This is a genomic window from Streptomyces sp. GESEQ-35, assembly GCF_017948485.1.
GTDB lineage: Bacteria > Actinomycetota > Actinomycetes > Streptomycetales > Streptomycetaceae > Streptomyces.
Window position 1 is genome coordinate 25,584 of sequence record NZ_JAFFSX010000046.1, and the last position, 12,062, is coordinate 37,645.

Genomic DNA, 12,062 nt, shown 5'->3' on the forward strand with positions numbered 1-12,062 from the left:
TCTGTTCCGTCTCTCGGAGGTGCTCCCCATGGCCTGGGTTCTGCTTGTCGTCGCCGGTCTGCTCGAAGTCGGCTGGTCGATCGGGATGAAGTACACCGACGGGTTCACGCGCCTGGTTCCGAGTGTGCTCACCGGCGCGGGCATCGTCGCCAGCATGTTCCTGTTGTCGTACGCCGCGAAGTCCCTGCCGATCGGTACCGCGTACGGCGTGTGGGTCGGTATCGGAGCGGCCGGTGCGGCGGTGCTCGGCATGGTGGTGCTGGGGGAGCCGGCCACCGCCGCCCGGATCTTCTTCGTCTGTCTGCTGCTGGTCGCCGTGGTGGGGCTGAAGGCGACCTCGGGTCACTGAGGGCTCGGCGGAGCTCCGCCGATCACCCCCATCGTATCGTCGCCGCCGCCTTCGGTCGTGTCTCCTGTAGTGCCCTCGGTGGTGTCTCCGGTGGTCCCGTCCGTCGTGCCGCCGGTCGTCGTGTCGCCCGTCGTACCGCCCGTGGTCGTGTCGCCCGTCGTGCCGCCGTCGGTCGTGGTGCCGCCGTTCGTGGTCTCGCCCGTGGTGGTCGTGCCCCCGTCGGTCGGGCCCTCTGTGTCCTCGTCGCCGGTGGGGGTGCCGTTCGTCGGCCGGCCTGTCGGGGCGCCGTCGGTGGGTGCACCTGTGCCGGGGTCGGTCGGCGGTCCGGTCGTCGGCAACTCCGGCTCGTCGGCGCCCTCTTGGATCTCGAGGTCGAAGTCGCTGACCGGCGTGCCCTTCAGGGCGTCCTTGGTGAACTGGGCCCAGATCTCGGCGGGCGCGCCGCCGCCGTTGATGCGGTCCAGGCCCATGGCGCCGTAGAGGGACTCGTGTGTGGCCGTGACGGGATCCTGGCCCATGACGGAGACGACGGTCGCCAGGTCGGGTGTGTAGCCCGCGAACCAGGCGGCCGTGTCCTCCTCGGCGGTGCCGGTCTTGCCCGCCGCCGGGCGGCCGGCGGCCTGGGCGGCGGTGGCGGTGCCGTTGTCGACGACGCTCTGAAGCATCGACGTCGTGGTGTCGGCGGCCTCGCGGCTGACGGCCTGCCGGGTGGACCGCTTGGGCAGTTCGACGACGTCCGCGCCGTCCTTGGTGATCTTGTCGATCAGGGTGTACGTGCCGTGCTTGCCGTGGTTGGCGAGCGTCGCGTACGCCTCCGCCATGTCGAGGACGCTTGCGGTCGCCGGGCCGAGTGCGATGGACGGGGTGGCGGTCAGGTCGGGGGTGTTGCCCGGGATGCCGAGGTCGACCGCGGTCCGGCGGACCTTGTCGGGGCCGACGTCGACGGCCATCTGTGCGTACACCGAGTTGACGGACTTGTCGGTGGCGGTGCGTACGGAGATGTCGCCGTAGTTGACGTCGTCCTCGTTCTCGGGGGCGTAGGTGCCGCTCCAGCCCTGTACGGGGCGTTCGCTGGTGCCGTCGTAGTACGTGTTCGGCGTGATGAGTTGCCCGTCCTGGGTGATGGACTCGTTCTCGACGGCCGAGGTGAACACGAACGGTTTGAAGGTGGAGCCGACCTGGAAGTCGCCGCGGGTGGCGTTGTTCGTGTACTGCTTCACGTAGTCGATGCCGCCGTACATGGCGACGACCTTGCCGGTCTTGGGGTCGACGGCGGCGCCGCCCGCGCGGACGTATCTGTCGACCTTGTTGTTCTCCTTGTCGAGCTTGTCCATCAGCTGCTCGTCGACGGCGTTGACGAAGGCGTTCTGCTTGCTCTTCTGAAGGGTGGTGGTGATGCGGTAGCCGCCGGCGTCGAGCTCGTCCGACGTGGCGATCTTGTTCTCGGTCAGGTAGTCCTTGATCGCGGCGACGATGTAACCGCGCTGCCCGGACAGGCTCGTCGAGACGCTCGCCTCCTTCGGCACCGGGAACTTCAGTCCCGCCCGGTCGGCCTCGCCGATCCAGCCCTCCTTGACCATCCCGTCGAGGACGTAGTTCCAACGGGCCTGGGCGGCGGCCTTGTTCTCCGGGTGGGCGACGATGTCGTACTCGCTGGGCGCGTTCAGCAGGGCGGCGAGGTAGGCGCCGTGGGCCGCGTCCAGGTCGGTGGCGTCCATGCCGTAGTAGGCCTGGGCGGCGGCCTGGATGCCGTAGGCGTTGCGGCCGAAGTAGCTGGTGTTGAGGTAGCCCTGGAGGATGTCGTCCTTGCTCTCCTCGCGGTCCAGCTTGATCGAGATGAAGAACTCCTTCACCTTTCGGGTGACGGTCTGTTCCTGGGCCAGGTAGTAGTTCTTCACATACTGCTGGGTGATCGTCGAACCGGACTGCTTGCCCTTGCCGGTCGCCGTGTTCCAGGCGGCGCGGACCATGGCCTTGGGGTCGATCGCCGACTCGGTGTAGAAGTCGCGGTCCTCGGCGGCCAGTACGGCGTGCTGGGCGGACTTGGAGATCTGTGCGAGGGAGACGTTCTCCCGGTTGACCTCGCCGTCGCGCGCGAGCTGACTGCCGTCCGCGTAGAGGTAGATGTTGCTCTGCTTGGTGGCAAGCGCGTTCGCGGGCGGGATCTTGACCAGGGAGTAGCCGAGGAAGAACAGGCCGGCCAGCACCATTATCCCGATGACACAGGTGCCGAGCACCATGCGCCAGGTCGGGATCAGCCGGCGCCAACCGGTGCGCCCCGGGCGCTTCTTGCCGCTTGGCTGCTGTGCCGCCTCCGGCTCTCTCGGGGCCCAGCCCGGGCCCGGCCGGTGCGGCTGCGGCTCGTCGTTCATGTTGTGCACGGACTCCTGTTTTACGTCGTACGTTCCCGTACGCCCTGTTCGCCTTCTGTGCCCCCCTGTTGAAGACTGTCGCACTCGGCGATCAGTTCCCTGACCTCGGCGCGTGTCGGGGCCGGAAAATACGTGGCAGTCCGTGGCGGCGGCGCACTAGGCTCCTGCGCTTCGGTGCCGGGCGGGCGAGGGGGGGCTGTGGGTGTGGGCTCGGTGCGGTTGTACGCGGCCGTCGCGATGGGGAGTTTCAGACGGTACGCGACGTATCGGGCGGCTACCGCGGCCGGGGTGTTCACGAACACGGTCTTCGGGCTGATCCTCGTCTACACGTATCTGGCGCTGTGGGACGAGCGACCGCACCTCGGGGGGTACGACCAGGCGCAGGCCGTGACGTATGTGTGGCTGGGGCAGGCGCTGTTCGCGGCCGTGGCCATTCAGGGGGGCGGCTTCGAGAGCGAGCTCATGGAACGCATCCGCACGGGCGAGATCGCCATCGACCTGTACCGGCCGGCCGATCTCCAACTGTGGTGGCTGGCGAGCGACTTGGGGCGGGCGCTGTTCCAGATCCTGGGGCGGGGCGTGATCCCGTTCGTCTTCGGTGCGCTGTTCTTCCCGATGGCCCTGCCGGGGGACGTCGGCACCTGGGCGGCGTTCCTGGTCGCGTTGCTGCTGGCGATGGTCGTCAGCTTCGGGATCCGCTACCTGGTGGCGCTGAGCGTGTTCTGGATCATGGACGGCAGGGGTGTCACTCAGGCCCTGATGGTGACGGGCATCTTCTGCTCGGGCATGACACTGCCGCTGAACGCCTTCCCGGACGCGCTCGGCGATGTGGTCCAGGCGTTGCCGTGGGCCGGGCAGCTCCAGGTTCCGGCGGATGTGCTGATGGGGGAGGCCGACCCGTTCGGGGCGTTCGCCTTCCAGGCGGCGTGGGCGGTGGCACTGCTGACGGCGGGGCGGCTGTTGCAGTCGGCGGCCACGCGGAGGGTGGTGGTGCAGGGTGGGTGAGACCTCGAAGGTCGCTTTGAGGGTCACGGACGGTCTGCGGGCCTACCTGCTGATCGCCGGGATGTGGATCCGGGCCGGCATGACCTACCGTGCCTCCTTCGGCGTCACGGTCTTCGGCAACCTGCTGCTGTCCGGGCTGGACTTCGTCGGCATCCTGCTGATGTTCTCGCAGGTCGACTCGCTCGGCGGCTGGACGCTGCCCGAGGTGGCCTTCCTGTACGGCCTGTCGGTGACGGCGTTCGGAATCACCGACCTGCTGCTCGGCTCGTCGGAGGTCCTGGGCACCCGGATACGCGACGGGTCGTTCGACACACTGCTGGTACGGCCCGTTCCGGTGCTCGCCCAGGTCGCCGCGGACCAATTCCCGCTGCGCCGCTTCGGCCGGGTCGTGCAGGGGTCGTTGGTGCTGGGCTGGGCGCTGTTCGCCGTCGACGTCGACTGGAGTGCGCCGAAGGCACTGCTGGTGCCGGTGATGCTGGTCAGCGGCGCGGTGATCTTCGGGGCGATCTTCGTTGCGGGCGCGGCCTTCCAGTTCCTGGCGCAGGACGCCGCCCAGGTGCAGAACGCGTTCACCTACGGCGGCACCACGATGCTGCAGTACCCCCCGACGCTGTTCGGGAAGGACCTGGTGCGCGGAGTGACGTTCATGGTGCCGCTCGCCTTCGTCAACTGGCTGCCCGCGTCCTACGTGCTGGGACGGCCGTATCCGCTCGATCTGCCGACGTGGGTGACGTTCATGTCGCCGGTCGCCGCCGGAGTGTGCTGTGCGCTGGCGGGTGTGGCGTGGCGGGCGGGGCTTCGTTCGTACCGGAGTACAGGGAGTTAGGGCCAGTGACAGACGGTTTCATCGAGCTCGACCGAGTCGAAAAGGTCTTCGTCGTCCGCAAGAAGGCCGGCTTCCTCAAGCGGGAGCGGCGGGAGGTGCGGGCGGTCGACTCGATCACCTTCTCCGTGGCGCGCGGCGAGATGGTCGGCTACATCGGCCCGAACGGTGCCGGAAAGTCCACAACGATCAAAATGCTCACCGGCATCCTCACCCCGAGCGGCGGCCGGCTGCGCGTCGCCGGCATCGATCCGTCCCGTGAGCGCATGCGCCTCGCCCACCGGATCGGGGTGGTGTTCGGGCAGCGGACGACGCTGTGGTGGGACCTGCCGCTGATCGACTCGTACCGTCTGATGCACCGCATGTACCGGATCCCGGACGCCCGTTACCGCGAGAACCTCGATCGCTGCGTCGAACTCCTCGAACTGGACGCCCTGTTGGACGTACCCGTACGGCAACTCTCGCTCGGCCAGCGGATGCGCGGCGATATCGCGGCGGCGCTGCTGCACGACCCCGAGGTGCTCTACCTCGACGAGCCGACGATCGGCCTCGACGTCATCTCCAAGGCCAGGGTGCGGGAGTTCCTGCGGGAGTTGAACACCGAGCGCGGCACCACGGTCCTGCTGACCACGCACGACCTCCAGGACATCGAGCAGCTGTGCTCGCGCGTCATGGTCATCGACCACGGGCGCCTGATGTACGACGGCCCGCTCGCCGGCCTGCACGAGGTGGGCGAGAGCGAGCGCACCCTGGTGGTCGACCTGGAGCGGGAGCTCCCGCCGATCCAGGCGCCGCCCGCGAGGGTCGTACGGGTGGAAGGGCCGCGCCAGTGGCTGGCCTTCCCGGCGTCGGAGTCGGCGGCCCCGCTGGTGGCGAGTATCGCGGCGGAGTATCCGCTGGTGGACCTGTCGGTGCGGGAGCCGGACATCGAGGCCGTCATCGCGCGCATGTACGAGGGAGGAGCGGGCGACCACATAGTGTCCGCGCCCCGGAACTCGTAGGCTGAGGGATATGACGGACGATGCCCCGGAACTGCGTGCCTCCGACGCCGATCGTGAACGAGTCGCCGAGGTGCTGCGGGACGCCGTCGCCGAGGGCCGGCTGGACATGACGGAGTTCGAGGAGCGGCTGGACGCGACGTACAAGGCGCGGACGTACGGCGAACTGGCGCCGATCACCCGGGACCTGCCCGTCGCGGGGGTGGTTCCGCCGACGGTCGACATGGTCAAGAAGCCTGTGGAGAGCGGGAGTTGGGCACAGCGGATCGTCGGCGGCGAGGGTTCGTCGGCGTGGGGTGTCGCGGTGATGTCCGGCTTCCAGCGCAAGGGCCGCTGGACCGTGCCCAAGCGGTTCAACTGCTTCGCCTTCTGGGGCGGCGGTGAGATCGATCTGCGCGAGGCGAACTTCGCGGACCGCGAGGTCGAGATCAACTGCATCGCGATCATGGGCGGGGTGAACGTGATCGTGCCGCCCGGTGTGGAGGTCGTGGTGCGCGGGCTCGGCATCATGGGCGGCTTCGACCAGCGCGAGGAGGGCGTACCGGGAGATCCCGGGGCCCCTCGCGTGATCGTCACCGGGTTCGCCTTCTGGGGCGGCGTGGGCGTCGAACGCAAGCTGACCCGCGCCGAGCGCAAGCGGCTGCGGGAGGAACAGCGGCAGGGGAAGCTGGACCGGAAGACCGCGATGCGCGAGCTTCAGGAGTCCTGGCGCGACGACCTGAACGATGCTCATCGGCGATTGCTCGAAGGACACCGGGACCTGATGCACGACCGGCGCGAGGAGCGGGAGCGGCGCCGGCGCGGGGAGGACTGAGCCGGGGGCTCTTGGCTCTGTGGTGCGCGAGCGGGTGGGTGCGGCTTCGTGGGCCTAGAGTTCCGCTGGGACGCCGCCCTTCAGGTCGTCCAGGTCGAACACCTCCGCCATCTGCTCGTACCCCTTGTCGCTCGGGTGCAGATGGTCCCCGGAGTCGTAGTCCGGCCGGAACTTCCGCGGGTTGTACGGGTCCCGTACCGCCGCGTCGAAGTCGACGACCGCGTCGAACACCTTGCCCGCCCGGATCTCGGCGTTGATGTCCTGCCGGACGCCCTCCCGGTCGGACGAATAGCCGTGATGCCCCTGGAACGGCATCAGCGTCGCCCCGATGACCTTCAGCCCGCGTGCGTGGGCCTGCCGGACCAGGGTGCGCAGGCCCTCGACGATCGCGTCGGGGTCGGCGTGACCGGGGTTGCGGAGGATGTCGTTCACGCCGAGGTCGATGATGACGGCCTTGACGTTCGTACGGCTGAGGACGTCACGGCCGAAGCGGCCGAGGCCGGCGAGGTTCTCGGCGGGGCGGCCGAGGCCGTTGGCGAGGACCTGGTTCCCGCCGATGCCCTGGTTGACGAAGCTGTAGCGCGGCAGGTCCTCGCCGGCCTCGACCGCCTCGCGCAGCCGGTCCGAAAGGAGGTCGGGCCAGCGGTTGTTGGCGCCCGTGGAGGAGCCGACGCCGTCGGTGAGCGAGTCGCCGAAGGCGACGACGGTGCCGTGGGACTCGTTGCTCAGCACGTCGAGGGCGGTCAGATAGCGCCAGTACTCGACCTGCTCCGTGTACGCGGTGCCGGTCACGTCCTCGGTGAGGTCGCCCTGGGCGGCGTACGAGATCTGCCGCGACCGCGGATGGTAGGTGACCGGTCCGGCCGCGGTGGGGGAGTACGTGGTGACCAGCACGTCGCTGTCGTGCGGGACGGCGATGCGGGCGGCGTCGCTCATCGCCTGCCGGCCGGCCGGTACGACGACGGTGGTGCTGCCGTTGAAGGTCAGCCGTCGCATGGTCTCGGGGACCGCCGCGGCGGTGCCGCCGCTCACCGCGATCGCGATGGTGGCGTGCGTGATCGTCAGTGGGGACTGGCCGTAGACGTTGGAGAGGGTGATCCGGGCGTTCGTCCCGCCCGCGCTGGTGTGCACGACGTTGCGTACGGAGCGGTTGGCGAGGCCTGTCATCTCGGTGCCGGGCTCGGCGCCGACCGGGGGCGCGGACCAGGTGCCGACCCAGGTGCCGGTGGAGGCGGGCTCGGCCGGATTGCGCGGGGTGCGGGACCCGGCGAAGTTGTCCCTGCTGCCGGCGGTGCCGTCGCCGGCGGCAGCACCGACGTATATGGCAGCGGACAGTGCCACGATCAGGGCGATGATCGCGGCAAGCAGGGCATAACCCGCTTTCCTGGTCATGCGGTGCGTAACTCCTCGGGTGGACGGGAGCCCGAGGCTCCGATGTGATCATCACCCATGATGAGGCATGGGCATGGAGGTAGTTGAACAGGCCCCCCATTGCGCCACCCTGATTTCTCCCTGAGGTTCCCCCGTGCGATCAGACGTCGGGAACTCTTGTTCCGTTCCAGGAGTCGGTCAGGAAGGGACAATGAGTGGGACGGGGGGTCGCGAACGGGTGGAGCGGATGGAACGTACCAAACCTGATGAACCGGGTGAAACGGGTGCGGCTGATGTAGAGCAGCATGCCCGCTCGGGGGCCGCCGGTAACCGGGGCGTCCCTGCCGCGGCCGCGCGTGCGATGACGACCTTCAGCGCCGCCGACGAGGAGAAGCAGCGCGGGGTGCGCCGTATGAAACTCACCGCGGTCGGACTGCTGCTGTTCGTGGCGCTGGTGTACGCCCTGGCCAAGTGGGCGGACAACTCGGGCGCGGGGCCCTGGGCGGGGTATGTCGCCGCGGCCGCTGAGGCGGGCATGGTCGGTGCGATGGCCGACTGGTTCGCCGTGACCGCTCTGTTCCGGCGGCCGCTCGGGCTGCCCATCCCGCACACCGCGATCATCCCTACCAAGAAGGACCAGCTGGGTGTCTCCCTGGGTGAGTTCGTCGGCGAGAACTTCCTCTCTGAGGATGTCGTACGGCAGCGGCTGCGTGCCGTCGGTATCGGCAGCCGGCTGGGCGCGTGGCTCGCGGAGCCGGAACATGCCGATCGCGTGACCGCCGAGTTGTCCGCCGCTCTGCGGGGTGCGCTGACCGTGCTGCGGGACTCCGATGTGCAGGCCGTGGTCGGGGAGGCGATCACGCGGCGGGCCGACGCGCAGGAGATCGCGCCGGGTATCGGGAAGATGCTGGAGAAGGTCGTCGCCGACGGGGGGCACAAGCGGGTCGTCGATCTTGTCGTCTCGCGTGCGCATGACTGGCTTGTGCTGCATGACGAGCAGGTCATGGATGCCGTGCAGGGTGGGGCGCCCGGGTGGACGCCGCGGTTCGTCGACAAGAAGGTCGGCGAGCGGGTCTACAGGGAGCTGCTGCGGTTCGTGACCGAGATGCGGGACATGCCGTCCCATCCGGCGCGGGGGGCGCTCGACCGGTTCCTTACTGACTTCGCCTCCGACCTCCAGTCGGACACCGACACGCGTGCGCGTATCGAGCGGCTGAAGGGGGAGGTGCTGGGGCGGGGTGAGGTCCAGGATCTGATCGCGTCGGCGTGGACCGCCGTGCGGTCCATGATCGTCTCGGCGGCCGAGGACGAGCGTAGTGAGCTGCGGCTTCGGGTGCGGGCCTCGTTGTTGTCGTTGGGGGCGCGTATGGCTGACGACTCTCGGCTTCAGGGGAAGGTCGACAGCTGGGTGGAGGGGGCCGCGGTGTATGTCGTGTCCACCTATCGCAAGGAGATCACCTCGCTGATCACCGACACGGTCGCGGGGTGGGACGCCGAGCACACGACGCGGAAGATCGAGGCGAATATCGGGCGCGATCTTCAGTTCATCCGGATCAACGGCACGGTGGTGGGGTCGCTGGTGGGGTTGCTGATCTATACGGTGACGCGGGGGTTGGGGGCGTAGGTACTGCTGAGTACGTGTGTCTGAGTACGCGTACTCTGTCGGGCGGCGGTCTGCGGGGCAACCCTCGTATGTATGACCGAAAAGACCGAGAAGCTGCTGAGCCCTCTGCGGACGCGCGCCTGGTCGGAACGCTGGCTGACCCGCGCATTCGGCGCCGCCGTCGCCGCGGTGGCGTACCTGGTCTGCATACCCTGGGATCTGCGTAATCGCGTCCAGAGCCCGGGCTCCACCCATGAGACGACGCCGGTGACGGGCGTGGGCGTCATCCTTCTGGCAGTCGCTCTGCTCCTCCTGGCGGCGTATTTCGGCCACCGCGACGACCTGGCCTGGCCCCTTGTCCTGATCGCCGGCCCGCCCATCACCCTGATGTACATCTCGCTGCGCAGCCACCCCGGCCCTCCGGACGGCTTCACCGGCGCCTGGCCCCTGGCCTGGGCTTTCTTCAGTCTGGTGATTGCGGCGGGGGTGCTGGTCGCGGCGACGGTGGGGCGGGCGTTCCGGCAGCAGGGCGAGGAGTCGGTGGAGGGGGTGTTGCAGAGGTGAGGGTGCCTGCGGCGGCCTGTGCGGGGTCGGTGGGGGTGCTCGTTGCGTCTTTCGGTGGGGGGTGGGTCGGGGCCGTGGCGGGGGTGTCCGTCCTCGGAACGGCGCGGAATCGGTCTCTCACCAACTCGCCCGTGTTGACGCGCCAACCACTGCGGGTGGACACCCCCGCCACGGCCCCTTCTCGCCGCGGACGACTGCGGGAGCACGGTGGCCCACCCGTGCCGCCCCAGGCGGCACGCGTGGCACGCCACGCGGCTCAGCTCAGCTGCGGGTAGTCGCCTGCCCAGCCGCGGGTAGTCGCTCGTCGAGCTGCGGGCAGCCCCCGCCCAGCTGCGGGCATGCGTGCCGCCTGGGGCGGCACGGGTGGGCGCAGGCGGCAACCCGGCAGCGCCGGGCTGCGCGGCCCACCCCCGGCCGGCACTGGCCCCGGGCGACTACTGACTCTCCCGACGCACCCGGTCACGCCGGCGCATGAACAGCACGCCGCCGGCGATGGCCGTGATGCCGGCGGCCGCCGTCCAGCCGACCAGATCGTTGGAGCCCGTGGCCGCCAGATCCCCGTCGGAAGCGGCCGCTGCGGACGCCGTCCCCTGGGGGCGAGGGTCCGACCCGTCGGCCGGGATCGAGGCAGGGGCCGATGCGGATGCGGATGCCGTAGCGGACTGGCCTGGTGATGGCGTCGTGGCCCTGGGCCTGTCCCGCGTGAAGGACAGCGTGCCGAAGCCGAGTTGGTCGTAGCCGCCGCTGTTGGGGCCGTAGTCCCCGCCCCCGCCCTCCGGCGCGGACTTCGCGGCGATCTGGGTGAGGTAGGACGCGGACATGCCCCGCCGCTTGGTGTAGTGGTTGGCGATCATTGCCCAGATGGGGCGCGTCATCGCCGGGTCGGCGGCCGCGACGTCACTCGCGGTCTCGCGGCCCGACCATCCGTTCACGGCGCCCTTCGCCCGGGTGTTCGCGGTGTACGGCACCTCACCGCCCATGCTCCACTTGGCCACGTACTGCGCTCCCTTGAGGAACCGGCTGTCGTCGTGGCCGTACAGGTCGATCCCCTGGTTCCACGCCATCTCGCAGAACGTGCCCATCAGGCCGACGCCGAGCAGCGCATGCCCCTGGTCACGGCCGGCCTCCAGCCACTCCCCGAGTCCGTCGTCGTGCACGACCGGGATGGCGTTCTTGATGGAGCCGAGCCCCTCGCCGTGCTTGAAGTACTCGACGGCGCGGGCGACTTGGGCCTTGTCGTCGCAGAAGAGGCCGGTGGCCAGGACGCAGCACATGGCGGTGAGGTCCCAGTTCGTCCAGTAGTTGGTGACGACGGCGTCGTTGTGCTTGACCAGGAAGCTGTCGCTGAGCGGTGCGAAGACGGTGGCCAGCATCTCCTGGAAGCGGTCCAGGTCGAAGTCGGGGTGGTCGCGGACCAGTTCGGCGGCGTTGGCGAACTGGTAGCCGTACAGACCGGCGGCGAGGAAACGGTCGGCGTTGCCCGCGAGCGTGGTCAGCTCGGCCGACCAGGCGTTCAGGATCGCCACGGCGGTGTCGAGGTGCGCGCCCTCGCCGCTGACGTGTCCGCGCAGGGCGTTCTGATAGGCGGCATGGATGTCGTTGTAGAGGGTCACGTAGTTCTGGCCGGAGCCTCCCCGGACCACGGTGGTCTGCGGACGGGCCGTCCAGCCGCTCTGCGCATGGGAGTTGGCGGTCAGCTTGGCGAAGCCGGCGGTGTAGGGCGCGGCCCCCGCCTTCACCTTGGCCGCCATCCGGGCCAGGTCGGTACGGGTGTGCAGGAGGCCGGGGTGTGCGAAGGCACCGCCTGCGGCCGTGGCCGGCGGCGTGACCGTGCTGACTACTCCGGCTGCGACGGCCGTCGCACCCGCGGCCTTGAGCATGCTCCGGCGGCTGATCTCTCGTGTCACGAGCTTCGTTCCTCGGGGTCGAAGGGCGCGTGCCTGTGCGCGGGGACGGTGAGGAGACGGACGGGCACGGCGGGCGATAACAAAAATCCCGAGTGTGTGTGGGGAGGGAGGGGGGGGGGGGGGGGGGGGGGGAGGGGGGGGGGGGGGGGGGGGGGGGGGGGGGGGGGGGGGGGGGGGGGGGGGGGGGGGGGGGGGGGGGGGGGGGCGGGTGGTTTGCTTCGTTTCTGTCGCGGCCTGGGGGGGGTCGGGGGCCCGG

At 69.7% G+C, this 12,062-nt stretch carries 10 protein-coding genes; 7 read left to right on the forward strand and 3 right to left on the reverse strand.

Annotated features, from left to right (window positions below; all coding sequences use genetic code 11):
- Positions 1–28 precede the first annotated feature (28 nt).
- Entirely contained in the window at positions 29–349 is a 321-nt protein-coding gene (gene sugE / locus KCH87_RS46875) for a quaternary ammonium compound efflux SMR transporter SugE (RefSeq protein WP_210594103.1), read from the forward strand.
- Here the strand turns inward: sugE and KCH87_RS46880 are convergent.
- On the reverse strand, positions 343–2,721 hold the full coding sequence (locus KCH87_RS46880; RefSeq protein ID WP_210594104.1) for a transglycosylase domain-containing protein: 2,379 nt from the start codon (positions 2,719–2,721) through the stop codon (positions 343–345). The genes sugE and KCH87_RS46880 overlap by 7 nt on opposite strands.
- Positions 2,722–2,958: 237 nt before the next feature.
- Between KCH87_RS46880 and KCH87_RS46885 the strand changes: the two genes are divergently transcribed.
- The 4 genes from KCH87_RS46885 (at position 2,959) to KCH87_RS46900 (ending at position 6,361) form a co-directional block, all read left to right on the forward strand.
- Positions 2,959–3,726, forward strand: a complete 768-nt coding sequence (locus KCH87_RS46885; protein ID WP_210594105.1) for an ABC-2 family transporter protein — start codon at positions 2,959–2,961, stop codon at positions 3,724–3,726.
- Between the two features lie 61 nt (positions 3,727–3,787).
- Entirely contained in the window at positions 3,788–4,552 is a 765-nt protein-coding gene (locus KCH87_RS46890; RefSeq protein WP_210594112.1) for an ABC transporter permease, read from the forward strand.
- A 5-nt stretch (positions 4,553–4,557) separates the two neighbouring features.
- Positions 4,558–5,550, forward strand: coding sequence for an ATP-binding cassette domain-containing protein (locus KCH87_RS46895; RefSeq protein WP_210594106.1), 993 nt, complete (start codon positions 4,558–4,560; stop codon positions 5,548–5,550).
- A 10-nt stretch (positions 5,551–5,560) separates the two neighbouring features.
- Positions 5,561–6,361 (forward strand): DUF1707 domain-containing protein, encoded by an 801-nt coding sequence (locus tag KCH87_RS46900; RefSeq protein ID WP_210594107.1) that lies wholly within the window; start codon positions 5,561–5,563, stop codon positions 6,359–6,361.
- 54 nt (positions 6,362–6,415) lie between these two features.
- Here KCH87_RS46900 and KCH87_RS46905 read toward each other — a convergent pair whose 3' ends face one another.
- Positions 6,416–7,753: an SGNH/GDSL hydrolase family protein gene (locus tag KCH87_RS46905; RefSeq protein ID WP_210594108.1), complete on the reverse strand. Its 1,338-nt coding sequence runs from the start codon at positions 7,751–7,753 to the stop codon at positions 6,416–6,418.
- 190 nt (positions 7,754–7,943) lie between these two features.
- Between KCH87_RS46905 and KCH87_RS46910 the strand changes: the two genes are divergently transcribed.
- Together KCH87_RS46910 and KCH87_RS46915 are read left to right on the forward strand one after the other, a co-directional pair.
- Positions 7,944–9,356 carry a DUF445 domain-containing protein gene (locus tag KCH87_RS46910; RefSeq protein ID WP_210594109.1) on the forward strand — a complete coding sequence of 471 codons (1,413 nt, stop codon included), beginning with the start codon at positions 7,944–7,946 and terminating at the stop codon, positions 9,354–9,356.
- Positions 9,357–9,428: 72 nt separating this feature from the next.
- Positions 9,429–9,899, forward strand: a complete 471-nt coding sequence (locus KCH87_RS46915; protein ID WP_210594110.1) for a hypothetical protein — start codon at positions 9,429–9,431, stop codon at positions 9,897–9,899.
- Positions 9,900–10,333: 434 nt separating this feature from the next.
- Here KCH87_RS46915 and KCH87_RS46920 read toward each other — a convergent pair whose 3' ends face one another.
- Positions 10,334–11,779, reverse strand: coding sequence for an alginate lyase family protein (locus tag KCH87_RS46920; protein WP_247197872.1), 1,446 nt, complete (start codon positions 11,777–11,779; stop codon positions 10,334–10,336).
- Between the last annotated feature and the right edge of the window lie 283 nt (positions 11,780–12,062).